21 protein-coding genes are annotated in these 25,764 nt (G+C 59.2%); 4 read left to right on the top strand and 17 right to left on the bottom strand.

What is annotated here, in order from left to right:
* Positions 1-97: 97 nt before the first annotated feature.
* The 16 genes from dnaE to rpsB all read right to left on the bottom strand — a co-directional run bounded on the left by dnaE (position 98) and on the right by rpsB (position 18,331).
* Entirely contained in the window at positions 98-3,619 is a 3,522-nt protein-coding gene (gene dnaE, locus CI807_RS13300) for a DNA polymerase III subunit alpha (RefSeq protein ID WP_095014965.1), read from the bottom strand.
* 73 nt (positions 3,620-3,692) lie between these two features.
* Complete coding sequence (gene rnhB, locus CI807_RS13295) at positions 3,693-4,325, bottom strand: ribonuclease HII (RefSeq protein WP_095014964.1); 633 nt, start codon at positions 4,323-4,325, stop codon at positions 3,693-3,695.
* A complete protein-coding gene (lpxB, locus tag CI807_RS13290; RefSeq protein WP_095014963.1) occupies positions 4,322-5,461 on the bottom strand; it encodes a lipid-A-disaccharide synthase in 1,140 nt (379 codons plus the stop codon). Before lpxB ends, rnhB begins: the two co-directional genes overlap by 4 nt.
* A gap of 2 nt (positions 5,462-5,463) precedes the next feature.
* Positions 5,464-6,240, bottom strand: coding sequence for an acyl-ACP--UDP-N-acetylglucosamine O-acyltransferase (gene lpxA, locus CI807_RS13285; protein ID WP_016976867.1), 777 nt, complete (start codon positions 6,238-6,240; stop codon positions 5,464-5,466).
* Entirely contained in the window at positions 6,237-6,677 is a 441-nt protein-coding gene (gene fabZ, locus CI807_RS13280) for a 3-hydroxyacyl-ACP dehydratase FabZ (protein ID WP_016976866.1), read from the bottom strand. The genes lpxA and fabZ overlap by 4 nt, the downstream gene beginning before the upstream one ends.
* 111 nt (positions 6,678-6,788) lie before the next feature.
* Positions 6,789-7,844, bottom strand: coding sequence for a UDP-3-O-(3-hydroxymyristoyl)glucosamine N-acyltransferase (lpxD, locus tag CI807_RS13275; RefSeq protein ID WP_095014962.1), 1,056 nt, complete (start codon positions 7,842-7,844; stop codon positions 6,789-6,791).
* Positions 7,845-7,847: 3 nt separating this feature from the next.
* On the bottom strand, positions 7,848-8,351 hold the full coding sequence (locus CI807_RS13270; protein ID WP_003219314.1) for an OmpH family outer membrane protein: 504 nt from the start codon (positions 8,349-8,351) through the stop codon (positions 7,848-7,850).
* A 45-nt stretch (positions 8,352-8,396) separates the two neighbouring features.
* Complete coding sequence (gene bamA, locus CI807_RS13265; protein ID WP_028619206.1) at positions 8,397-10,784, bottom strand: outer membrane protein assembly factor BamA; 2,388 nt, start codon at positions 10,782-10,784, stop codon at positions 8,397-8,399.
* Positions 10,785-10,858: 74 nt separating this feature from the next.
* The gene (rseP, locus tag CI807_RS13260) at positions 10,859-12,211 is read right to left on the bottom strand and encodes a sigma E protease regulator RseP (RefSeq protein ID WP_095014961.1); all 1,353 of its coding nucleotides are present in this window, start codon (positions 12,209-12,211) and stop codon (positions 10,859-10,861) included.
* Positions 12,212-12,251: 40 nt separating this feature from the next.
* Complete coding sequence (gene ispC, locus CI807_RS13255) at positions 12,252-13,442, bottom strand: 1-deoxy-D-xylulose-5-phosphate reductoisomerase (RefSeq protein ID WP_095014960.1); 1,191 nt, start codon at positions 13,440-13,442, stop codon at positions 12,252-12,254.
* Positions 13,439-14,245: a phosphatidate cytidylyltransferase gene (locus CI807_RS13250; RefSeq protein WP_095014959.1), complete on the bottom strand. Its 807-nt coding sequence runs from the start codon at positions 14,243-14,245 to the stop codon at positions 13,439-13,441. Before CI807_RS13250 ends, ispC begins: the two co-directional genes overlap by 4 nt.
* On the bottom strand, positions 14,246-15,001 hold the full coding sequence (gene uppS, locus CI807_RS13245) for a polyprenyl diphosphate synthase (RefSeq protein ID WP_016974405.1): 756 nt from the start codon (positions 14,999-15,001) through the stop codon (positions 14,246-14,248). It lies immediately after the preceding gene.
* A gap of 17 nt (positions 15,002-15,018) precedes the next feature.
* Positions 15,019-15,576: a ribosome recycling factor gene (gene frr / locus CI807_RS13240; protein WP_012722596.1), complete on the bottom strand. Its 558-nt coding sequence runs from the start codon at positions 15,574-15,576 to the stop codon at positions 15,019-15,021.
* On the bottom strand, positions 15,573-16,316 hold the full coding sequence (gene pyrH, locus CI807_RS13235) for a UMP kinase (protein ID WP_003189161.1): 744 nt from the start codon (positions 16,314-16,316) through the stop codon (positions 15,573-15,575). The genes frr and pyrH overlap by 4 nt, the downstream gene beginning before the upstream one ends.
* 210 nt (positions 16,317-16,526) lie before the next feature.
* The gene (gene tsf / locus CI807_RS13230) at positions 16,527-17,390 is read right to left on the bottom strand and encodes a translation elongation factor Ts (RefSeq protein ID WP_016975843.1); all 864 of its coding nucleotides are present in this window, start codon (positions 17,388-17,390) and stop codon (positions 16,527-16,529) included.
* Positions 17,391-17,593: 203 nt separating this feature from the next.
* On the bottom strand, positions 17,594-18,331 hold the full coding sequence (rpsB, locus tag CI807_RS13225; RefSeq protein ID WP_003189158.1) for a 30S ribosomal protein S2: 738 nt from the start codon (positions 18,329-18,331) through the stop codon (positions 17,594-17,596).
* A gap of 387 nt (positions 18,332-18,718) precedes the next feature.
* Between rpsB and map the strand changes: the two genes are divergently transcribed.
* The 3 genes from map (at position 18,719) to dapC (ending at position 23,509) form a co-directional block, all read left to right on the top strand.
* On the top strand, positions 18,719-19,501 hold the full coding sequence (gene map / locus CI807_RS13220; RefSeq protein ID WP_012722594.1) for a type I methionyl aminopeptidase: 783 nt from the start codon (positions 18,719-18,721) through the stop codon (positions 19,499-19,501).
* A gap of 62 nt (positions 19,502-19,563) precedes the next feature.
* On the top strand, positions 19,564-22,266 hold the full coding sequence (locus CI807_RS13215) for a [protein-PII] uridylyltransferase (RefSeq protein ID WP_095014958.1): 2,703 nt from the start codon (positions 19,564-19,566) through the stop codon (positions 22,264-22,266).
* 43 nt (positions 22,267-22,309) lie between these two features.
* Entirely contained in the window at positions 22,310-23,509 is a 1,200-nt protein-coding gene (gene dapC / locus CI807_RS13210; protein ID WP_095014957.1) for a succinyldiaminopimelate transaminase, read from the top strand.
* A gap of 13 nt (positions 23,510-23,522) precedes the next feature.
* Here the strand turns inward: dapC and CI807_RS13205 are convergent, their stop codons facing one another.
* Positions 23,523-25,166, bottom strand: coding sequence for a Na+/H+ antiporter (locus tag CI807_RS13205; protein ID WP_095014956.1), 1,644 nt, complete (start codon positions 25,164-25,166; stop codon positions 23,523-23,525).
* Between the two features lie 257 nt (positions 25,167-25,423).
* Here CI807_RS13205 and CI807_RS13200 point away from each other — a divergent pair, with 257 nt between their 5' ends.
* Positions 25,424-25,732: an arsenate reductase gene (locus CI807_RS13200; protein WP_231501198.1), complete on the top strand. Its 309-nt coding sequence runs from the start codon at positions 25,424-25,426 to the stop codon at positions 25,730-25,732.
* Positions 25,733-25,764 lie beyond the last annotated feature (32 nt).

Below are 25,764 nucleotides of genomic sequence, written 5' to 3'. Positions count from 1 at the left end.
TGCCTGGCCAGCCGGTTGTCTATTCGCGCCCTACCTTAAGGGAGAGGCGCGTTTAGGTCGAGATTAAATGTTCAGTCGAGATCAGGTGCCCTGACCGTCAACGGTATTGGAGGAAGACGTTGTCTCGCCCGAACTGGTCACGCAAAGCTTGAATCAAGCCATCAGCCGGATCAATTCGCCAAGTCTCGCCAAACTGCAACATGGCCTTGGCGTCGCTGCCGGTGTACTCCATGGTCACCGGGCACGCGCCACGGTGGCGCTTGAGCAAATCACCCAACCAGCGTAGCTGATCGCCCTTGAGTGCTTCGGTTTTCACCTTCAAGCGCAGGCTTTCGGCCAGATTGGTGCGCGCATCCTCCATGCTCATCACCCGTTTGATCCGCAGGCGCAGGCCACCGGAGAAGTCATCGTTGCTGACCTCCCCTTCCACCACCACCATCGCATCGGTCTGCAACAGCGACTGCGCAGAATGGAATGCGTCGGCAAACAGCGAGGCCTCAATGCGGCCCGAGCGGTCGTCGAGGGTGATGAACCCCATCTTGTCGCCCTTTTTATTCTTCATCACCCGCAGGGCGATGATCATGCCGGCGACGGTCTGGGTATCCCGCGCAGGCTTCAGGTCGATGATGCGCTGACGGGCGAAACGGCGGATCTCGCCCTCGTATTCATCAATCGGGTGACCGGTGAGGTACAGGCCCAAGGTGTCTTTCTCACCCTTGAGGCGCTCCTTGAGGGTCAGCTCCTTGGCCTTGCGGTGGTTACCGTAGACGTCCGCGTCCTCTTCGACGAACAACCCGCCAAACAGGTCGGCGTGGCCGCTGTCATGGGTGCGGGCGGTCTGTTCGGCGGCCTTGATCGCTTCTTCCATCGCGGTGAGCAGCACCGCACGATTGCGATCAATATTTGCCTGGTAAGCCTTCGGCTCATCATGGAAATACGGGCCAAGACGGTCAAGTGCGCCGCTGCGGATCAGGCCGTCGAGGGTGCGCTTGTTAATGCGTTTGAGGTCGACCCGCGCGCAGAAGTCGAACAGGTCGGCGAACGGCCCACTCTGACGCGCTTCGACGATAGCTTCCACCGGGCTTTCGCCCACGCCTTTGATCGCGCCCAGGCCATAAATAATGCGGCCTTCGTCGTTCACTGTGAACTTGAACTCAGAGGCGTTCACGTCCGGCGCGTCAAGGCGCAGCTTCATGGTGCGCACTTCCTCGATCAAGGTCACGACCTTGTCGGTGTTGTGCATATCCGCCGAGAGTACCGCGGCCATGAACGGCGCCGGGTAGTGGGCTTTCAGCCAGGCAGTCTGGTACGACACCAGGCCGTAGGCGGCCGAGTGGGATTTGTTGAAGCCATAACCGGCGAACTTTTCCACCAGGTCGAAGATGTTACCCGCCAGGTCCGCGTCGATATTGTTGGTGGCGCAACCTTCGATGAAACCGCCGCGCTGCTTGGCCATTTCCTCGGGCTTTTTCTTACCCATGGCGCGACGCAGCATGTCCGCGCCACCCAGGGTGTAACCGGCCATCACCTGGGCGATCTGCATCACCTGTTCTTGATACAGGATGATGCCGTAGGTCGGAGCCAGCACCGGCTTGAGGCCTTCGTACTGGTAGTCCGAGTGCGGATACGCCAGTTCGGCGCGACCGTGCTTACGGTTGATGAAGTCGTCCACCATGCCCGATTGCAGCGGGCCCGGACGGAACAGGGCCACCAGTGCGATCAAGTCTTCCAGGCAGTCGGGTTTGAGCTTTTTGATCAGCTCTTTCATACCCCGCGACTCAAGCTGGAACACCGCCGTGGTTTCGGCTTTTTGCAGCAAGGTGTAAGTCGGTTTGTCGTCCAGCGGAATAAACGCGATATCCAGCGGTTCTTCGTTGACCTTGGCGCGGTCGCGGTTGATGGTCTTGAGCGCCCAGTCGATGATCGTCAGGGTCCGCAGCCCGAGGAAGTCGAACTTCACCAGGCCGGCCGCCTCCACGTCGTCCTTGTCGAACTGGGTTACCAGGCCGTCGCCTTCTTCGTCACAGTAGATCGGCGAAAAGTCGGTGAGCTTCGTCGGGGCAATCACCACACCACCGGCGTGCTTACCGACGTTACGCACCACGCCTTCAAGCTTGCGCGCCATGTCCCAGATTTCGGCGGCTTCTTCATCGATCTTGATGAAGTCGCGCAGGATTTCTTCCTGCTCGTAGGCTTTTTCCAGGGTCATGCCGACTTCGAACGGGATCATCTTCGACAAGCGGTCCGCCAGGCCGTAGGACTTGCCCTGCACCCGCGCCACGTCACGGATTACAGCTTTCGCCGCCATGGAACCGAAGGTGATGATCTGGCTCACCGCGTTGCGGCCATATTTCTCGGCCACGTATTCGATCACGCGGTCACGGCCGTCCATGCAGAAGTCAACGTCGAAGTCGGGCATGGAAACCCGTTCCGGGTTCAGGAACCGTTCAAACAGCAGGTCATATTCCAGCGGATCGAGGTCGGTAATCTTCTGCACATAGGCCACCAGCGAGCCGGCACCCGACCCCCGGCCTGGACCTACCGGCACGCCGTTGCTTTTGGCCCACTGGATAAAGTCCATTACGATCAGGAAGTAACCGGGGAACCCCATCTGGATGATGATATCCAGCTCGAAATTCAGCCGATCGACGTAGACCTGGCGCTTGGCATCGTAATCTTCGGTGGTGTCCTTGGGCAGCAGGACAGTCAACCGCTCTTCGAGGCCGTCGAAAGACACCTTGCGGAAGTACTCGTCGATGGTCATGCCATCGGGAATCGGAAAGTTGGGCAGGAAGTGCTTGCCCAGCTTCACTTCAATGTTGCAGCGCTTGGCGATTTCGACAGAGTTTTCCAGGGCCTCGGGCAGGTCGCTGAACAGCTCGGCCATTTCGTCGGCGCTTTTAAGGTACTGCTCTTCGCTGTAGTTCTTCGAGCGGCGCGGGTCATCCAGGGCCCGGCCTTCGCCGATGCACACGCGGGTTTCGTGGGCCTCGAAATCTTCCTTCTTGATGAAGCGCACATCGTTGGTTGCGACCAGCGGCGCGCCCAGCTTATCGGCCAAGGCCACGGCGGCGTGCAGGTGTTCTTCGTCGTTGGGGCGATTGGTGCGCTGGACTTCCAGGTAGAAACGATCGGGGAAGACCTGCATCCACTCCTTGGCGAGTACTTCGGCTTCTTGAGGATTGCCACCCAGCAGCGCGATACCGATCTCGCCCTCTTTGGCGGCCGACAGCATGATCAGGCCTTCGCTCGCCTCGGCGACCCATTCGCGCTCGATGATGATCGAGCCATTGCGCTGGCCGTCGATGAAACCACGAGAAATCAGTTCAGTGAGGTTGCGGTAACCCACGCCGTTCATCGCCAACAGGCTGATGCGGCTAAGTGCATTATCCGGATCTTTGTTGGACAGCCACAGGTCGGCGCCGCAGATCGGCTTGATGCCGGCGCCCATGGCGTTCTTGTAGAACTTGACCAGGGAACACATGTTGTTCTGATCGGTCACCGCGACCGCAGGCATGTTCATGCCCACCAGGGTTTTGACCAGCGGTTTGATCCGTACCAGGCCGTCGACCAGGGAGTATTCAGTGTGCAGGCGTAGGTGAACGAATGAAGCCGGCATAGTGATCTCTTATACGTGGAAAACAACAAGGCCCGGATTGTACCGGGCCTTGAGCAAAACATCAGCCTTGCGACTAGACCTCGTTGAGGCTCTCGCGCAGCTCATAGGCCTGGCGAACCGGGGCGAACGAGCGGCGATGGATCGGCGTAGGCCCCAGGCGAGCCAAGGCTTCCAGATGAACGGGCGTCGGATAGCCCTTATGCCCGCCAATGCCGTAGCCGGGGTAGATCAATTCGAACGCGGCCATTTCACGATCACGGCTGACTTTGGCCAGGATCGAGGCGGCTGCGATGGCAGGCACCTTGCTATCACCCTTCACCACTGCCTCAGAAGGCATGGCCAGCTTGGGGCAACGGTTACCGTCGATCATCGCCATTTTTGGCGTGATGTGCAGGCCTTCAACCGCACGCTGCATCGCGAGCATGGTGGCGTGAAGAATATTCAGCTCGTCGATTTCTTCGACTTCGGCCCGGGCGATGTGCCAGCTCAGGGCTTTTTCGATGATCTCGTCGTAAAGCTTTTCACGGCGCGCCTCGGTGAGTTTCTTCGAGTCATTGAGGCCGAGGATCGGGCGGTTCGGATCGAGAATCACCGCCGCCGTGACCACGGCACCACACAAAGGCCCACGCCCGACTTCGTCGACACCGGCGACCAGTTCGTGGGCGTCGGCAACCAGGCTGAAATCCAGGCCCATTTGCGTCGTCATAAGGCTTCCTGTTTCTGGCCGATCAAGGTCAACACGGCGTCGGCCGCCTGGTTCGAGGCATCACGGCGCAGTATGCGGTGAATGTCGTCGAAACCGCGGGTCTGTTCTTCGCCGCCATCGATCAAGGGTAGTAGGGTTTGCGCAAGGGCCTCAGGCGTTGCATCGTCCTGCAACAACTCCGGCACCAACAGGCGTTGGGCCAGCAGATTGGGCAGGGAGATGTAAGGGCTTTTGACCATGCGCTTGAGGATCCAGAAGGTCAGCGGCGCCAGGCGGTAGGCCACCACCATTGGGCGCTTGTACAGCAAAGCTTCCAGGGTAGCCGTGCCCGAAGCGATCAGCACCGCATCACAGGCCGCCAGGGCGAGGTGCGACTGGCCGTCGAGCAAGGTCAACGGCAGGTTGCGACCTTCCAGCAGCGTTTCGATCTGTGCGCGACGCTGCGGGCTCGCGCAAGGCAGCACGAAACGTATCCCTGATTTCAACGCTTGCAGACGCTCGGCGGCATCGAAGAATACAGAGGCCAGGCGGCCAACTTCGCCACCACGACTGCCCGGCATCAGCGCGACCAACGGGCCGTCGGGCAAGCCCAGTTCGGCACGCGCGGCGGCGCGGTCAGCCTGCAACGGAATCGTGTCGGCCAGGGTATGCCCGACAAACCGTACCGGCACGCCCTTCTCTTCGTAGAACCTGGCCTCGAACGGCAGCAGTGTCAGCATCAGATCGCAGCCTTCGCGGATCTTCAGCACGCGCTTCTGCCGCCACGCCCACACGGACGGGCTGACGTAATGCACGGTCTTGATCCCGGCCTGACGCAACTTGAGTTCGATATTGAGGGTGAAGTCTGGCGCGTCGATGCCGATGAACACGTCGGGCTTTTCTTCGATCAGGGTCTGAATCAGCAGCTTGCGACGGGCCAGCAGCTCGCGCAGGCGACCCAGCACCTCGACCAACCCCATGACCGACAGGCGCTCCATGGGAAAGTAGGACGTGAGCCCTTCAGCCTGCATCAGCGGACCGCCGACACCGATGAATTCAACCGCCGGATGCTGGGCCTTGAGTGCCCGCATAAGACCTGCGCCCAGAATGTCGCCGGAAGCTTCCCCGGCTACCAGCGCGATACGCAGATTAGCCATGATTAGCGGGTGATGCCGCGAGTCGACGCCTGGATCGAGTCACGGAACACCGCGACTTCCGGGAACAACGCTGCCGGCTCGGCCAATTGGGTCAATGCCTGGTCAACCGTGAGCCCTTGGCGGTAAACCACCTTGTAGGCACGGCGCAGGGCATGGATGGCGTCTTCGCTGAACCCACGACGGCGCATGCCTTCGAAGTTCATGCTGCGCGCTTCGGCCGGGTTGCCGAATACCGTCACAAATGCTGGAACATCCTTGCCAATGGCGGTGCCCATGCCGGAAAAGCTGTGGGCGCCGATATGGCAGTACTGATGCACCAGGGTGAAGCCGGACAGGATCGCCCAATCATCAACATGCACATGTCCGGCCAATGCAGTGTTGTTGACCAGGATGCAGTGGTTGCCGATGACACTGTCGTGGCCGATGTGCGCGTAGGCCATCACCAGGTTGTGATCACCCAGGGTGGTCTCGGCACGATCCTGCACGGTGCCACGGTGAATGGTCACGCCTTCTCGAATGATGTTGTGATCACCGATTACCAGACGAGTCTCTTCACCCTTGTACTTCATGTCCGGGGTGTCTTCACCTACCGAGGAGAACTGGTAGATGCGATTGTGTTTGCCAATGCGGGTCGGACCTTTGAGGATCACGTGCGGCCCGATGACAGTCCCCTCGCCGATTTCCACACCTGCGCCGATGATCGACCAGGGGCCGACCTCAACGTCGGCGGCCAGAACGGCCGACGGATCGATGATTGCGCGAGGGTCAATCAAACTCATAGTTTGCGTTCCGCACAGATGATCTCGGCGGAGCACACCGGCTTGCCGTCCACCGAGGCCTGGCATTCGAACTTCCAGATCTGGCGCTTGCAGCTGATGAACTTGGCTTCCAGGATCAACTGGTCACCCGGGGTCACCGGGTTGCGGAAACGCAACTTGTCGGAGCCCACGAAATAGTAAAGCGTGCCGTCGGCAGGCTTGAGGTCGAGCATTTTGAAACCAAGGATACCGGCAGCCTGGGCCATCGCTTCGATGATCAACACGCCCGGCATAATGGGGTGCGCAGGAAAGTGACCATTGAAGAATGGTTCGTTGATGCTGACATTCTTGTAGGCACGAATGCGCTTTTCCTCGATGTTGAGGTCCACTACGCGGTCCACCAGCAGGAACGGGTAACGGTGAGGCAGGTATTCGCGAATCTCGTTGATGTCCATCATTTCGGGGGGAAGCCTGTAATAAAGATTGGGGGCGGGCGAACTAAAAGCACGCCCCGCTAGCAAATCAAGGAGGCAGTCTAGCGGCTGTGCACACTTGATATGGAAATGGTATCAGCCTTCTGATGAAGCATTACCGCCAGGGGTCACGTCCCCAACACGCTTTTCCAGCTGTTTGAGACGTCGAGCCATGTCGTCGAGCTGCCTCAACCGTGCTGCACTCTTGCGCCATTCAGCCGCGGGCTGCATGGCGGTACCGGAAGAATAGGCGCCTGGCTCGGTGATCGAGTGGGTGACCATGGTCATGCCGGTGATAAAGACGTTGTCGCAAATATCGATATGTCCCACCAGCCCTACGCCACCGGCGAGCATGCAATGCTTGCCGATCTTGGTGCTGCCGGAGATACCCACGCAGGCCGCCATGGCGGTGTGGTCGCCAATCTGCACGTTGTGGGCGATCTGGATCTGGTTGTCGAGTTTCACACCGTTGCCGATCACCGTATCGGCCAGGGCCCCGCGATCAACAGCCGTGTTCACGCCGATTTCCACATCGTCGCCGATCAGTACGCCGCCGACCTGGGCAATCTTGTTCCAGATACCCTTGGCATTGGCAAAACCGAAGCCTTCACCGCCAATTACGGCACCCGACTGGATAACCACACGCTCACCAATACGCACGTCGTGGTACAGGGTCACACGCGGAGCCAGCCAACCGTCAGCACCGATCTCGCAGCGCGCACCGATAAAGCAATGGGCACCAACCGTTACACCCGCCGCAATGCGTGCGCCACTTTCGATCACCGCAAACGCACCGATACTGGCCGCTGGATCAACCTGCGCATCATCAGCAATAACCGCCGACGGATGAATACCGCTGGCAGCCTTGGGTTTCGGATCGAACAGGTGCGACACCCGTGCATAAGCCAGATACGGGTCGGCCACCACCAGCGCATCCCCGACAAACCCTTCTGCGTCAGCGGCCTTCAGCAACACGGCTGCGGCTTGGCTGTCGACCAGGTATTTACGGTATTGGGGGTTTGCGAGGAAGCTCAACTGAGCTGGGCCAGCCTCCTGCAAGGTGGCTAGCCCAGTGATTTCCTTCTCCGAGGAGCCACGCAAGGTGGCTCCCAGGAACTCGGCCAACTCGCCGAGCTTGATAGTCGCGGTCATGGCTTACTTCAGCTGGTTCATGCGCTCGATCACCTGACGGGTGATGTCGTATTGAGGCTTGACGTCGATCACAGCGCCACGCTCGAACACCAAGTCAAAGGCACCTTTCTTGATGACTTCTTCAACAGCGCTGTCGAGTTTCGGCTTCAGTTGTTTCAGCATTTCACGGTCAGCAACAGCCTTGGCTTCGTTCAGTTCCTTGGACTGGAACTGGTAGTCACGGGCCTTTTGCTTGAATTCAAGCTCCAGACGCTCGCGCTCGCCTTGCTGCATCTTGTCACCACCGGCTACCAGGCGATCCTGGATGCCCTTGGCGCTGCTTTCCAACGTCTTGAGCTTGGTCAGTTGCGGACCGAATTTCTTTTCGGCATCCACGGCGTATTTCTTGGCCGCATCGGATTCCAGCAGGGCCATCTGATAGTTCAGGACGGCGATTTTCATTTCGGCGAAGGCCGGGGTCGCTACCAGCACGGTTGCCAGCAGAACCAATTGAGTCAACTTACGCACGATGTACTCCTACAGAATCCGTTGTCGTTATCTTGGGTCAGACGCTTAGAACGTCTGGCCGAGGGAGAATTGGAAAATCTGGGTTTCAGCGTTATCCGGTTTCTTGATCGGCATGGCCAGAGCGAAGCTCAATGGGCCAAGCGCAGTCACCCAGGTCACACCCACACCCACGGAGCTTGCCAGGTTGCTCAGGCTCACATCGTTGCATTGGGTGTTGGACTTCACACCGCTCGGGTTACGGATCTGCTCGCACTTGGAGTCGAACACGTTACCCACGTCCCAGAAGACCGAAGTCCGCAGGGAACGCTGATCTTTCACGAATGGCAGTGGGAACAGGATCTCCGCACCACCCTGGATCAACACGTTACCACCGAACGGCAGCGGGTCGTTGTCCGAATCCGCCACAGTGCCTTGGTTACCGGTTATGCCAACACCACGACTTGGAGTACCACGTGGGCCCAAGGTGCTGTCTTTGAAACCACGTACGGAGTTGAAGCCACCCGCGTAGTAGTTCTCGTAGAACGGTAGACCATTGGTGGAGCCATAACCATCGCCATAACCCAGTTCAGTGTGCAGGCGCATGGTGTAGTTGTCGCTCAACGGCGTGAACAGCTGGCCACGGTAGTCGAGCTTGAAGAACGACAGGTCGCTGCCCGGCGTGGTGGTTTCCAGGGTCAGGCTCTGGGAATGACCACGGGTCGCAAGTACACCTTTGTTCAGGGTCGACTCGGACCAGCCGGCGGACGCCTTGAAGTTCAGGAACTTGTCACCTTCGCGACGGGTAAAGTCGAAGATCTCATCCACGGTGTACACACCGGTCTTGATCTCATCCTGCTGTGCAGTCAGGCCGAACGTCAGACGCGAAGTCTCGCTGATCGGGTAACCGATGTTCACACCGGCGCCGAGGCTGTCGATCGCATAGCTTGCAACGTCAACGTCGAGGTCTTTGTAGTCGGTGGTGCGGTAGAAGGCGTTGTAGCCCAGGCTCACACCGTCAGCAGTCCAGTAGGGGTCGGTGTAACCGAAGTTGTATCGGCTCTGGTATTCGCTTCGAGTCAGGCCGATGGACACGCGGTTACCGGTACCCAGGAAGTTGTTTTGGGTAATCGAACCACCGAGGATCAAACCGGCACTCTGTGCGAAGCCGACGCTGGCGGTGATCGAGCCCGACGCTTGTTCTTCCACGGCGTAGTTCACGTCAACCTGGTCATCCACACCCGGTACGGCCGGGGTTTCGACGTTGACTTCCTTGAAGAAGCCCAGGCGCTCAAGACGGGTCTTGGACTGGTCGATCAGGTAAGTCGACGCCCAGCCACCTTCCATCTGACGCATTTCGCGACGCAGCACTTCGTCCGCAGACTTGGTGTTGCCGCGGAAGTTGATACGGTTTACGTAAGCACGCTTGCCTGGATCGACCACGAAGGTGATGTCCACGGTGTGGTCATCATCATGGGGTGTCGGCACGCCGTTGACGTTGGCGAAGGTGTAGCCTTCGTTACCCAGGCGGCGGGTGATCAGTTCGGAAGTCGTGGTCATCAGCTTGCGCGAGAACACTTGGTCCTTCTGCACCAGCAGCAGCGCCTTGACCTGGTCTTCAGGTACTTTCAGGTCGCCGCTCAGTTTTACGTCACGAACCTTGTACTTCTCGCCTTCGTTGACGTTGACGGTGATGTAGACGTGCTTCTTGTCCGGGGTGATGGACACCTGGGTCGAAGCGATATCCATATTGATATAGCCACGGTCCAGGTAGTAGGAACGCAGGCGCTCCAGGTCACCGGACAGCTTTTCACGGGCGTACTTGTCATCGTTCTTGAAGAACGACAACCAGTTGGTGGTCTTGAGTTCGAACAGGTCGATCAGGTCTTCATCAGCGAACTTGGTGTTGCCCACCACGTTGATGTGCTGGATCGCCGCCACGGTGCCTTCGTTGATGTTGACCTTGAGGCCGACACGGTTACGGGGCTGCGGCACCACTTCCGTTTCCACGGTGGCGGAGTAGCGACCCTGGGCAACGTACTGGCGTTGCAGTTCGTTACGCACACCTTCGAGGGTGGCGCGCTGGAAGATCTCGCCTTCGGCCAGGCCGGACTGTTTCAGACCTTTCATCAGGTCTTCAGTAGAGATCGCCTTGTTGCCTTCGATCTCGATACTGGCGACGGAAGGTCGCTCGACCACGGTGATGACCAGGACGTTGCCTTCGCGACCCAGTTGGATGTCTTGAAAGAAACCGGTTTTGAACAGCGCACGAGTGGATTCCACCAGGCGACGGTCATCAGCCTGTTCACCGACGTTCAACGGTAATGCACCAAAGACGCTACCCGCGGAAACCCGCTGGAGGCCGTTGACGCGAATATCGGAGATGGTGAAGGACTCGGCGTGAACTTCGGCGATCATCAATACGGTGAGAACCGCAGTTAGCAGCAGACGTTTCATGAAGTCCTTTCTTATTCCAACTGGCAATAAACAAACTGCCGCAAAATGCGGCAGATTCGCAATTCAGCGAAGCGTTACAGTCGACCCAGATCGTTGACCAGGGCTAATAACATCACCCCGACCACCAAACTGATACCGATCTGTATCCCCCAACCCTGCACCCGATCCGACAAGGGGCGACCACGCACCCACTCGACCAGATAAAACAACAGATGCCCCCCATCCAGTACAGGAATGGGCAACAAATTCAGAACACCCAGGCTAATACTCAGATAAGCCAGGAAATTCAGGAAATCCGCGACACCCGACTGGGCAGAAGCGCCCGCCACTTTAGCAATGGTTATCGGTCCACTCAAGTTTTTTACCGAGAGCTCGCCGAACAACATTTTCTTGAGGGATTCGAGGGTCAGCACACTCATGGTCCAGGTGCGTTTTGCACCTTCGCCAATCGCAGCCAAAGGCCCGTAACTCACCTCGCGCACCATGGATGGCGGCCAATCGACACCTTTGACCCCGGCACCCAGGTAACCCCCGGCCGCCTTGGCCTCCCCACGCACCGACAAGGTCACAGGGACGTCGATTTGAGCACCGTCGCGCTCGACTTTCAGCACAATTTTGGTATCAGGACGTACACGCACCAGGTCGACCACCTGCTGCCAGTCACCCAGCGCCTGACCATCGAGGGCCAACAGACGATCACCGGTTTTCAAGCCGGCAGCCTGGGCCGGACCTTTCGGATCCAGCTCAGCGAGGACCGGCGGCAAGGCCGGACGCCATGGGCGGATACCCAGAGACTTGATCGGATCAGGCTCATCAGCACCCTTGAGCCAATGGTCGAGAGCCAGCTCACGTGGGGTTTCGCTGGTGGAATCCTGCTCGCGCACCACTACCTTGACGATGCCGCTTTCACCCAGCCGACGCACCAACTGCAAATTGACCGCGCCCCATCCCGTGGTGGGTTCGCCATCAATGGATACAATTTCCTGCCCGGCAACCAATCCAGCCTTGGCGGCAATACTGTCCGACTCGACCGCACCAATCACCGGACGCACCTGCTGGCTGCCCAGCATGGCTAAGACCCAGAAGAACACCATTGCCAACAGGAAGTTGGCGATCGGGCCGGCGGCGACGATAGCAATGCGCTGACGAACGGTCTTGCGGTTGAAGGATTGGTCCAACTGGTCTGCCGGTACTTCACCTTCGCGCTCATCGAGCATCTTGACGTAGCCACCCAACGGGATCGCTGCAATCACGAACTCGGTACCACGACGGTCGTGCCAGCGCACCAGCGGCATGCCGAAACCGACGGAAAAGCGCAGTACCTTGACGCCGCAACGACGCGCCACCCAGAAGTGGCCGAATTCGTGAAAGGTAACCAGCACACCCAGAGCAACCAGGGTGCCGACAATCATGTAAAGCGCACTCATCTAATTTCTCCGCATTCCAATCCAGTGCCTGAAGATCAGGCTAACGCGCGTTGCGGCTCAACCATTGTTCTGCCAAGGCTCGGGCCTTGGTATCCGCCTCGAACACTGCCGCCAGATCATTCACCGCCACGACAGGCTCAAGGGCCAGGACGTCTTCGATAATACTCGCGATCTGCGGAAAGCGGATGCGCCGTTCGAGAAACGCTGCCACGGCCACTTCATTGGCCGCGTTCAGCATTGCTGGTGCACTGTTACCCGCTTCAGCCGCTTGCCGCGCCAGTCGCAGGCAGGGGAAGCGCTGCTCGTCCGGCGCCTCGAAGTCCAGGCGGGCCACGGCAAACAGGTCCAAAGGCGCTACGCCCGAGTCAATCCGCTCTGGCCAGGCCAGGGCATTGGCAATCGGCGTGCGCATATCGGGGTTGCCCAACTGTGCCAAGACCGAGCCGTCCACGTAGTCGACGAGAGAATGAATCACACTTTGTGGATGAATCACCACCTCGACCTGATCCGGCCGTGCATCGAACAACCAGCACGCCTCGATCAGCTCCAGGCCTTTGTTCATCATGCTCGCCGAATCCACGGAGATTTTACGCCCCATGGACCAGTTCGGATGAGCGCACGCCTGGTCGGGCGACACATGCTCCAGCTCAGCCAGCGGGGTTTGTCGGAACGGACCACCAGAGGCAGTCAGCAGGATCCGGCGTACGCCCACTTGGCTCAAGCCACGCGCATAATCGCCGGGCATGCATTGAAAGATTGCGTTGTGCTCGCTGTCCAGCGGCAACAGCACCGCGCCACTCTTACGCACCGCCTGCATGAAGAGCGCACCGGACATGACCAGCGCTTCTTTATTGGCCAGCAGGATCTTCTTACCAGCATCCACGGCAGCCAGTGTTGGGCGCAGGCCCGCAGCGCCGACAATAGCGGCGACCACGGTATCCACTTCAGCATCGCCCGAGACCTGGCACAGCCCCTCCTCCCCCACCAGCACTTGAGTGGCAAGCCCGGCAGCCCGCAGATCATCCTGCAGGCTCCGAGCCGCAGCGGCCTCAGGCACCACGGCAAAGCGCGGCGCGTGACGCACACACAAGGCCAGCAGTTCGCTCAGGCGGGTAAAACCGGTCAGGGCGAAGACTTGGTAGCGATCAGGGTGACGAGCGATCACGTCCAGGGCGCTCAACCCCACCGAGCCGGTTGCGCCCAGCACGGTGACTTGCTGCAGGCGGCTCACGAAGCGGTCATCCACAACAGTACGGCAAAGATCGGGATGGCAGCGGTCAGGCTGTCGATACGGTCCAGCACGCCGCCGTGACCTGGCAGCAGGTTACTGCTGTCCTTGATTCCGGCCTGACGCTTGAACATGCTTTCGGTGAGATCACCTACGACCGATATAAACACGACAATGGCAGTGGCCAGCAGCGCCAGAAAAATTTCCTTCACCGACCAGTCACGCACTACACCGACGACCAGCGTGATCACCAGGGTCAACGCCAGGCCGCCATACACGCCTTCCCAGCTCTTGCCTGGACTGACCGCCGGCGCCAGCTTGCGCTTGCCGAAGGCACGACCGGAGAAGTAGGCGCCGATATCAGCACCCCAGACCAGCACCATGACGGCCAGGATCAGCCAGTTACCCATTGGATAACGCTTGATCTCCACCAGCCCTTGCCACGCCGGCAGCAAGATCAGCAAACCGATTACCAACTTGCAGGCCACACTGGACCACTTGCCACTGGTGCCCGGATAGGTCAGCACCAGGAATGTCGCCAGCGCCCACCACAGCACCGCCGCCCCCAACACCCAGGGCGCTATGTCCGGCAGGATGTACAGGAGGAACGCCAAGGCAGCTACGACCGCGGCATACACGACGCGCGGCAATTGCGCGCTGAAACCCGCCAGGCGCGCCCACTCCCAGGCACCCAGGGTGACCACCACGCCGATAAACAGCGCAAAGGCGGAACCGTCGAGCAGGAAAAACCCACACAAGGCGATCGGCAACAGGATCAGTGCTGTGATGATACGTTGTTTAAGCATTTAAACCCGGGCTCCAGCTTCGATCTGCTCGCTCGTTTTACCGAAGCGACGCTGACGGGAAGCGAAATCGGCCAGCGCGTTACGCATGGCATCGTGTTTGAAGTCCGGCCAGAACAGGTCGGAGAAGTACAGCTCGGTGTAAGCCAGCTGCCACAACAGGAAATTGCTGATGCGGTGCTCACCACCGGTACGGATGCACAAGTCAGGCAACGGCAGGTCGCCGGTCACCAGGCAGGTTTGCAACAGTTCAGGGGTGATGTCGTCGGGCCGCAGATGACCGGCCTGTACTTCACGCGCCAGACGCTGTGCTGCCTGGGCGATATCCCACTGGCCGCCGTAGTTGGCTGCGATCTGCAGCACAAATCGATTGGCCCCAGCTGTAATGGCCTCGGCTTCACGCATGGCGGCTTGCAGTTCAGGGTGAAAGCGCGAGCGATCGCCGATGATGCGCAGGCTGATGTTGTTGTCGTTGAGCCGCTTGGCTTCACGACGCAAGGCCTTGAAGAACAGGTCCATCAAGGCGCTGACTTCTTCGGCGGGCCGCTGCCAGTTCTCACTGGAGAAGGCGAACAAGGTCAACACCTCGACCTTGGCCTCGGCGCACACCTCGATCACAGCGCGAACCGCATCGACACCCGCTTTATGCCCGGCAACACCCGGCATAAAGCGTTTCTTCGCCCAGCGATTATTCCCATCCATGATGATCGCGACATGGCGCGGCACCACAGAGGGTACAGTCTGCTTGGTCTTTTCCATGAAGGCGTCCTGACCCCTTATACGGCCATCAGGTCCTTTTCTTTTTCTTCGGTAGCCTTGGTGATTTGGGCCTCGGCATCTTTGGTCAGCTTGTCGATATCAGCGGTGGCACGACGCTCTTCGTCTTCGCTGATTTCCTTGTCCTTGACCAGTTTCTTCAAGTCACCCAAGGCATCACGACGGATGTTGCGCACGGCAACACGGGCGTCTTCGGCAGCGCTGCGCGCCTGCTTGGTGAAACCCTTACGGGTTTCTTCAGTCAGGGCCGGCATGGAGATCAGCAGCAGCTCACCCAGGTTGGTCGGGTTGAGGTTCAAACCGGCGCTCTGGATGGCCTTGTCGACAGCACCCAGCATGTTGCGCTCGAACGCTACGACTTGCAGGGTGCGCGAGTCTTTAACAGTAATGTTGGCAACGCTGCTGATCGGGGTATCGGAACCGTAGTAAGGCACCATCACGCTGCCCAGGATGCTTGGGTGCGCCTTGCCGGTACGGATCTGGCCAAATGCATGGCTCAGGGATTCCAGGGATTTTTGCATACGCGCCTGGGCGTCTTTCTTGATTTCGTTGATCATTGTTGGCCTTCCTCGATCAGAGTCCCTTCTGCGCCGCCGTGTACGATATTCAGCAGGGCGCCGGGCTTGTTCATGTTAAATACGCGCAGCGGCATCTTGTGGTCGCGGCACAGGCAAATAGCCGTCAGGTCCATCACGCCCAGCTTGCGATCCAGTACTTCATCGTAGGTCAGATGATCGAACTTCTCGGCATGCGGGTCTTTGAATGGATCGGCAGTGTACACACCATCCACCTTGGTCGCCTTCAACACCACGTCAGCGTCGATTTCGATGGCGCGCAGGCAGGCTGCGGAGTCGGTGGTGAAGAACGGGTTGCCCGTACCAGCGGCGAAGATCACCACTTCCTTGGAATTCAGGTGGCGCATGGCTTTGCGGCGGTCATAGTGATCGGTTACGCCGACCATGGAAATAGCTGACATCACGATAGCCGAGATGTTGGCACGCTCCAGGGCGTCGCGCATGGCCAGGGCGTTCATCACAGTGGCCAGCATGCCCATGTGGTCGCCAGTAACCCGATCCATGCCAGCGGCGCTCAGTGCCGCGCCGCGGAACAGGTTGCCACCGCCGATCACCAGGCCGACCTGTACGCCGATGCCGACCAGTTGGCCAACTTCCAGCGCCATGCGGTCGAGCACCTTGGGATCGATCCCGAACTCTTCCGAGCCCATCAGGGCCTCGCCGCTAAGCTTGAGTAGAATGCGTTTATAGCGAGCCTGATAACCACTGCCCTGCTGAGCCATTGCGAATCTCTCCTGCGGCGTATTTTTAAAAATTCTTGGCGAGCCGTTTACGGCTTGCGTTCACTCTAGCTGGACGCTGCTACAGCGCCATCGGAACACGGCTTTGTAAGCCAGTTCCGAAGGGAAGCCAATTAAAATCGGCCTTCCCATTTGAAAAGAGGCTGCGCGCGTGAGCGGGCAGCCTCTTTCGGGCGACAGTTGAAAACTGTCTTATTGCTTGGCGGCAGCCAGCTGGGCAGCAACTTCTTCAGCGAAGTTGTCGACCGGCTTCTCGATGCCTTCGCCTACTTTGTAGTAAGTGAAGGAAACGATTTCAGCACCGGCTTTCTTGGCCAGTTCGCCAACCTTGACTTCAGGGTTCTTGACGAACGCCTGCTCAACCAAGCTCGCTTCAGCCAGGAACTTGCTGATACGGCCTTTAATCATGTTTTCAACGATGTTTTCTGGCTTACCGGCGATCTTGTCGGCGTTCAGGCTCAGGAACACAGCTTTTTCACGCTCGATGGCTTCGTCAGAAACTTCCGAAGGCAGCAGGAATTCTGGGTTGCTTGCAGCAACGTGCATAGCGATGTCTTTAGCCAGCTCAACGTCGCCGCCTTTCAGAACAACGGCTACACCGATCTTGTTGCCGTGCAGGTAACCACCAACCACATCACCTTCAACGCGAGTCAGGCGACGGATGTTGACGTTTTCGCCAACCTTGCCGACCAGTACCAGGCGATCAGCTTCTTGCGCTTCGATCAGAGGCTCAACGGTAGTCAGCTTCTCGTCGAATGCTTTCTTGACGCTGGCAGCAACGAATGCCTTGAAGTCGTCTTGCAGGGCCAGGAAGTCGGTCTGCGAGTTCACTTCCAGCAGAACGGCGGCTTTACCGTCTTCAACCAGAGCGATAGCGCCTTCAGCAGCTACGTTGCCGGCTTTCTTGGCGGCCTTGATGGCGCCCGAAGCACGCATGTCGTCGATGGCTTTTTCGATGTCGCCGCCGGCCTTGGTCAAGGCCTTTTTGCAATCCATCATGCCTTCGCCGGTACGCTCACGCAGTTCTTTAACCAACGCTGCAGTAATCTCTGCCATTTCAAAATCCTCTTGGATAGGTTTTCAACCATTCCACCCGATCAAACGGGCGATCAATTCTTCCCGAATCTCCGTTGTAGGCCGCTGCACGTTACAGTCGCTAGGTTGCGCTATCACAAATGAGCGCCGACAAACGGTTTTCGAGGTGGCAAAAAGGGGGCCAAGCCCCCTTTTTGCTTACTGAGTCAACGCCAGGGCGCTAATTACTCAGCGGCAGCTACCGGAGCTTCTTCAACGAACTGCTCGGTACCACCAGCAACGTGGTTGCGACCACGGATTACAGCGTCAGCCATCGAACCCATGTACAGCTGGATAGCGCGGATTGCGTCATCGTTGCCTGGGATGATGTAGTCAACGCCTTCCGGGCTGCTGTTGGTATCGACTACGCCGATAACCGGGATGCCCAGCTTGTTGGCTTCGGTGATCGCGATGCGCTCGTGATCAACGTCGATAACGAACAGTGCGTCAGGCAGACCGCCCATGTCCTTGATACCACCCAGGGAACGATCGAGCTTTTCCAGGTCACGGGAGCGCATCAGCGCTTCTTTCTTGGTCAGCTTGGCGAAAGTACCGTCTTCGGCTTGTACTTCAAGGTCACGCAGACGCTTGATGGAAGCACGGATGGTTTTGAAGTTGGTCAGCATGCCGCCCAACCAGCGGTGATCGACGTACGGCGAACCGCAACGTGCTGCTTCTTCAGCAACGATCTTGCCAGCGGAACGCTTGGTGCCGACGAACAGAATCTTGTTTTTGCCCTGGGCCAGGCGCTCTACGAAAGTCAGAGCTTCGTTGAACATTGGCAGGGTTTTTTCAAGGTTGATGATGTGGATCTTGTTACGCGCGCCGAAAATGTATTTACCCATTTTCGGGTTCCAGTAACGGGTCTGGTGACCGAAGTGCACACCGGCCTTCAGCATATCGCGCATGTTGACTTGGGACATGATAGTTCCTTAATAAGTCGGGTTTGGCCTCCACGTATCCCAATGACCAACCAGCGGCATCAAGGCCTCCGGCACCCAGGTCATCGTGTCGACACGTGTGTGGATTTAAGCTCTGCGGGGCATCCCCGGAAAGCGGCGCATTTTATACCACAGCATCGGCAAAAACGGAATACGCAATCACACTTACCGCAGCGCGCTTTCGTGTAACCCCTTGAATAGAGCTGATATAGCCCTACCTTATAGAGAGAAGCGATCATCAGAGGCTCATGATTTGAGGCCATCGTCTGTTAGAATCGCGTTTTCTGTGGCTTGTGCGAATTTTGCAACCTTTTGTCGCACGCCCGTAAACCGTATTGATTTCAGCGCGTCGCGCTAGAGAGAGCCTGTATGACCGTTAGCTTGAAAACCGCCGAAGACATCGCTGGCATGCGCATCGCCGGCAAACTGGCTGCCGACGTGCTGGAAATGATCGCCGAACACGTCAAGCCCGGCGTCACCACCGAAACCCTGAACCAGATCTGCCACGACTATATAGTCAATGTGCAGGGTGCCATCCCTGCCCCGCTGAACTACAAGGGCTTCCCCAAGTCGATCTGCACTTCGGTCAACCACGTGGTCTGCCACGGGATTCCAGGTGACAAACCGTTGAAGGACGGCGACACCCTGAACATCGACGTCACGGTGATCAAGGACCGCTACTTCGGCGACACCAGCCGCATGTTCCACGTCGGCACTGTGCCGGTCTGGGCAGAGCGCCTGTCCCAGGTCACCCAGGAATGCATGTACAAGGCCATCGAGATCGTGAAACCCGGCTGCCGCCTGGGCGACATCGGTGAAGTGATCCAGAAGCACGCTGAAAAGAATGGTTTCTCGGTGGTGCGCGAATTCTGCGGCCACGGTATCGGTACCGTGTTCCACGAAGAGCCGCAGATCCTGCACTACGGCCGCGCAGGCACCGGCATGGAACTCAAAGCCGGCATGACCTTCACCATCGAGCCGATGATCAACCAGGGCAAGGCCGACACCAAGGTGCTGGGTGACGGCTGGACCGCTATCACCAAGGATCGCAAGCTCTCGGCCCAGTGGGAACACACCCTGCTGGTCACCGAAACCGGCTACGAGATCTTCACCCTGCGCGCTGACGACACCATCCCACGCGTTTCGGCGTGATGATTGCTTCGGTTTTCCCGCAACCCCGTGACTGACTTATAGCTAGAAAGGAAAGCCGATCGATGCCCCAGGTGGATCCCGAACTCTTCGACCGTGGCCAGTTCCAGGCCGAACTGGCCCTGAAAGCGAGCCCAATTGCCGCGTTCAAGAAGGCCATCCGCCAGGCCCGCGACGTGCTCGACGAGCGCTTTCGCAGTGGCCGGGACATCCGCCGGCTGATCGAGGACCGCGCCTGGTTCGTCGATAACATCCTGCAAAAGGCCTGGGAACAGTTCAGTTGGAGCGAAGACGCCGACATCGCCCTGGTGGCGGTCGGCGGCTACGGGCGCGGCGAGTTGCACCCTTACTCCGACATCGACCTGCTGATCCTGCTGGACAGCGCCGACCATGAGATCTTTCGCGATTCCATCGAGCGTTTTCTGACGCTGTTGTGGGACATCGGCCTGGAAGTCGGCCAAAGCGTGCGCTCGGTCGACGAATGCGCCGAAGAGGCCCGCGCCGACCTCACCGTCATCACCAACCTCATGGAAAGCCGCACCATCGCTGGCCCCGAGCGCCTGCGTCAGCGCATGCTCGAAGTCACCAGCACCGCGCACATGTGGCCAAGCAAGGACTTCTTCCTGGCCAAGCGTGCCGAGCAAAAGGCCCGGCACCACAAGTACAACGACACCGAATACAACCTGGAACCCAACGTCAAAGGCTCGCCCGGCGGGCTGCGGGACATCCAGACGATTTTGTGGGTTGCCCGTCGCCAGTACGGCACCCTGAACCTGCGCGCCCTGGCTGGCGAGGGTTTCCTGGTGGAGAGCGAAAACGCCCTGCTCGCCTCGTCCCAGGAATTCCTGTGGAAGGTGCGCTACGCCCTGCACATGCTTGCCGGACGCTCCGAAGACCGCCTGCTGTTCGACCACCAGCGCTCCATCGCTACCCTGCTGGGTTTTGAAGGTGAAGACGCGAAGACCAGCATCGAAAGCTTCATGCAGCAGTACTACCGGGTGGTCATGAGCATTGCCCAGCTCAGCGACCTGATCATCCAGCACTTCGAAGAAGTGATCCTGGCCCCCGAAGACGAAGCGCCGCCGCAGCCGATCAACGCGCGCTTCCAGTTGCATGACGGCTATATCGAGGCGCGCAACGACAACGTGTTCCGCCGCACACCGTTCGCCATGCTGGAAATCTTCGTACTGATGGCCCAGCAGCCGGAAATCAAGGGCGTGCGCGCCGACACCATCCGCCTGCTGCGGGAAAACCGTCACCTGATCGACGATGATTTCCGCAACGATATCCGCAACACCAGCCTGTTCATCGAGCTGTTCAAGTGCAAGATCGGCATCCACCGCAACCTGCGGCGCATGAACCGTTACGGGATCCTCGGGCGCTACCTGCCGGAGTTCGGTTTTATCGTCGGGCAGATGCAGCACGACCTGTTCCACATCTATACCGTGGACGCGCACACCCTGAACCTGATTAAGCACCTGCGTAAGCTTCAGTACACGCAAGTGTCAGAGAAATTCCCGCTGGCCAGCAAACTCATGGCCAAGCTGCCCAAGCCCGAGCTGATCTACCTGGCCGGCCTGTACCACGACATCGGCAAGGGCCGGCATGGCGACCACTCCGAGGTGGGCGCGGTTGACGCCGAAGCTTTCTGCCAGCGTCATCAGTTGCCCGTTTGGGACAGCCGCCTGATCGTCTGGCTGGTGCAAAACCATTTGGTGATGTCGACCACCGCCCAGCGCAAGGACTTGTCCGACCCGCAGGTGATCCACGACTTTGCGCAGATCGTCAGCGATGAAACCCGCCTCGACTACCTGTACGTGCTGACCGTCTCCGACATCAACGCTACCAACCCGACACTGTGGAACTCCTGGCGTGCCAGCCTGTTGCGCCAGCTCTACACCGAGACCAAGCGCGCCTTGCGCCGTGGCCTGGAAAACCCGGTGGACCGCGAAGAACAGATCCGCCGCACCCAGAGCGCGGCCCTGGACATTCTGGTGCGCGGCGGCAACGATCCGGACGACGTCGAGCAATTGTGGTCGCAACTGGGCGACGATTACTTCTTGCGCCACACCGCCGGCGATGTGGCCTGGCACACTGACGCAATCCTGCAACAGCCCGCCGATGGTGGCCCGCTGGTGCTGATCAAGGAAACCACCCAGCGCGAATTCGAGGGCGGCACACAGATCTTCATCTACGCACCCGACCAGCACGACTTCTTCGCCGTGACCGTGGCGGCCATGGACCAGCTCAACCTGAACATCCATGACGCCCGCGTCATCACCTCCAGCAGCCAGTTCACCCTCGACACCTATATCGTGCTCGACACCGATGGCGACTCGATTGGCGACAACCCGGTGCGCGTGAAAAAGATCCGCGAAGGCCTGACCGAGGCCCTGCGCAACCCTGACGACTACCCGACCATCATCCAGCGTCGGGTACCGCGCCAACTCAAGCACTTTGCGTTTGCGCCACAGGTGACCATTTCCAACGACGCCCAGCGCCCGGTGACGGTACTGGAACTCAGCGCCCCGGATCGTCCGGGCCTGCTGGCACGCATCGGCGGGATTTTCCTGGAGTTCGACCTGTCGCTGCAAAACGCCAAGATTGCGACCCTCGGTGAACGTGTGGAAGACGTATTTTTCATCACCGATGCCGACAACCAACCGCTGTCCGACCCGGAACTGTGTCTGCGCCTGCAGGAAGCCATCGTCCAGCAACTGAGCGTGACCCAGGAACCCGGCGTCGAGCTGACACGCCTGACCATTTGAAAAGCGCCGCCCCAGTTTTTAACGCCTTGCACGAGATCCACCGATGAACAACGCTCTGAACCAGCTCCAGCCCTACCCCTTCGAGAAACTGCGCGCCCTGCTGGGCAGCGTCACACCGAACCCGGACAAGCGCCCTATTGCCTTGTCCATCGGCGAACCGAAGCACAAATCCCCGCAGTTCGTCGCTGAAGCATTGAGCAACAACCTCGACCAGATGGCCGTGTACCCGACCACCCTGGGCATCCCGGCCCTGCGCGAGGCCATCGGTGCCTGGTGCGAACGCCGCTTCAACGTACCCAAGGGCTGGCTCGACCCGGCGCGCAACATCCTGCCGGTCAACGGCACCCGTGAAGCGCTGTTCGCCTTCACCCAGACCGTGGTCAACCGTGGCGACGATGCACTGGTGGTCAGCCCGAACCCGTTCTACCAGATCTACGAAGGCGCCGCGTTCTTGGCCGGAGCCAAGCCGCACTACCTGCCGTGCCTGGACGCCAATGGCTTCAACCCGGACTTCGACGCTGTGACGCCGGACATCTGGAAACGCTGCCAGATCCTGTTCCTGTGCTCGCCCGGCAACCCGACCGGCGCGCTAATCCCGGTCGACACCCTGAAAAAACTCATTGCCCTGGCCGACGAATACGACTTCGTCATTGCCGCCGATGAGTGCTACAGCGAGTTGTACTTCGACGAACAAACCCCGCCGCCCGGCCTGTTGAGCGCGTGCGTCGAACTGGGCCGCCAGGACTTCAAGCGCTGCGTGGTATTCCACAGCCTGTCCAAGCGCTCCAACCTGCCGGGCCTACGCTCCGGTTTTGTGGCCGGCGACGCAGACATCCTCAAGGCCTTCCTGCTGTACCGCACCTACCATGGCTGTGCGATGCCGGTGCAAACCCAACTGGCCAGTATTGTGGCCTGGCAGGACGAAGCCCACGTGCTGGCCAATCGTGACTTGTATCGCGAGAAATTCGACGCAGTACTGGCGATTCTCAAGCCGGTACTGGACGTAGAGAGCCCGGATGGCGGCTTCTATTTGTGGCCGAATGTGAATGGCGACGACGCTGCGTTCTGCCGCGACCTGTTCGTGGAGGAGCATGTGACCGTCGTGCCGGGTTCGTACCTGTCGCGGGAGGTGGATGGCTTCAACCCTGGCGCCGGTCGTGTGCGCATGGCGTTGGTTGCGCCGTTGGCGGAGTGTGTGGAAGCGGCTGAGCGGATTCGCGGGTTTATTCAACGTCGCCTCTAAGGCGCGATCAGGGTCACTTCACCTGTCCCAGATTCGCCTCACTCATATCCAACTCCGCCAGCACCTCACGCAGCACGTCATCACCAATCTGGTGATGACGGCTCAGGCTGTACAACTCCAAGCGCTGCGCCCGCAGGGCCTTGAGCCGCAGTTTGCGCTCCAACTGGTCCAACTGCTGCGCCAGCATTTGGGCTTCAGTCGAGTCGTTGAACACCTCCAATTGATGGCGATATTCCGACATCAATCGTGCCTTGAGCTCAGCGACCAATGCCGACTGGGCGGCATCCTGGGTCCCGGCTTCACCGGGCTCTTCGGTTTCCAGTGCATGGATCGCGGCCACGGCGGTTTTCTTCCAGGCTTCGCGCACTTCCTTGTGGCGCTTTTCATCGGGGCTCTTTTCGATACCGCGCAACAACAGCGGCAAGGCGATGCAGGCTGCAATCAGCGACAACAGAATCACGCCTGCCGCGATGAAGATCAGCAAGTCACGCTCGGGAAAATCCTGGCCCGGAGCCAGCAGCAACGGCACCGACATCACACCCGCCAACGTCACCGCACCACGCACGCCGCCGACCGTCAACAACCAACAGGAACGCGCGGTCGGCACCAGCGTCAACTCACTTTTCCCACGAATCCTGCGCAACAAGCCCGACAGCCGCCAGATGCTCTGCACCCAGATAAAGCGCAGCACCACCAGCACCAGGAAGATCGCGACCACATCCAGGCAGCGATAAAACAGGGTCGGCCACAGTGTCGGCTCATGGCTGACCACCGCCTTGATGATGTCCGGCAGTTGCAGGCCCAGCAGCAGGAAGATCAACCCATTGAAGGCGAACTCCAGCAACGACCACACGCTACGATTGAGCAAACGCGTGCTGGTCTGGCGCGGCAGCAGGTCGAGCCAGCTCTGCATCATGCCCGCCGCAACCGCCGACAAAATGCCCGAAGCCCCCAGCCGTTCGGCCAGCACATAGGCCGCAAACGGCAGCAGCAACATGAACACCACGTGAGTTGCCGGGTCGTCCCAGCCCCGCGCGATCATCCACGCGCGCAAACGACCGACCAGCCAACTCAGCGCCACGCCGACCGCCAGGCCACCGACGGCCACCAGGACAAACGTGAGGCTGGCATCCGCCAGGGAAAACACCCCGGTCAACGCCGCTGCCAGGGCGAATTTGAAGGTCACAAGACCCGAGGCATCATTCATCAAGGCCTCGCCCTGGAGCATGTGCATCAGCGGCGTGGGCAAGCGGTTCTGGGAAATGGCCGACACCGCCACGGCATCCGTCGGCGATAACACGGCCGCCAGGGCGAAGGCCACCGGCAACGGGATCGTAGGCAAAATCCAATGAATGAAGTAACCGGCGCCCACTACGGTAAACAGCACCAGGCCCACCGCCAGTGTCAGGATCGGCCCGCGCAGGCGCCACAACTCTCGCTTGGGCATCCGCCAGCCATCGGAGAACAACAACGGCGGCAAGAACAGAAACAGGAACAACTCGGGGTCCAGCGCCACATGCAGCCCCAGCGTCGGCCAGGCCAGCAAGGCACCGGCAGCGATCTGCACCAGCGGCAACGGCAGAGGAATGACACGCCCGACCAGACGCGAAACGCTGACCAGCATCAGCAGGATAAGAACGGTGTAGGCGGTTTGCATAACGCGGGTTTCCCGGACAATCGACTTGCAACGACACACATCAGGCAACAACTCGCCGTTGAAGTGCCATATTAACGACCTATGCTGCCGGCTGGCATTTGCACATAAGTCGCACGCCAGCATGACGAGGGGCACCAGAGACCGCTGGTCATGGCATAATCCGTGACCTTTCGTTTCCACTTGGTCCAAAGGGGGGCAATTCCTTGACCGCTTCAAGCAAAACGTTGCACCTTTTCGGCATCAAAGCCTGCGACACCATGAAAAAGGCGCGCACCTGGCTCGATGAGCACGGCGTCAACTATGAGTTTCACGACTACAAAACGGCCGGTATCGACCGCGAACACTTGACCCAATGGTGCAATGAGCACGGTTGGCAGGTGGTTTTGAACCGTGCGGGCACCACCTTTCGCAAACTCGAAGACGAACGCAAAGCCGATCTCGATCAGTCGAAAGCCATTGAATTGATGCTCGCACAACCTTCGATGATCAAGCGCCCGGTGCTTGATCTCGGTGACAGAACCCTGATTGGCTTCAAGCCAGATAGTTATTCGGCGGCCCTCAAGTAGGCCAGCCCTTACCATTTTTGTAGAGGTAACAG

Source organism: Pseudomonas sp. NS1(2017) (assembly GCF_002269425.1).
Classification (GTDB): Bacteria; Pseudomonadota; Gammaproteobacteria; order Pseudomonadales; family Pseudomonadaceae; genus Aquipseudomonas; species Aquipseudomonas reactans.
The sequence above is the reverse complement of the archived record's forward strand: the minus strand, read 5'-3'. Positions and strand labels throughout refer to the sequence as shown.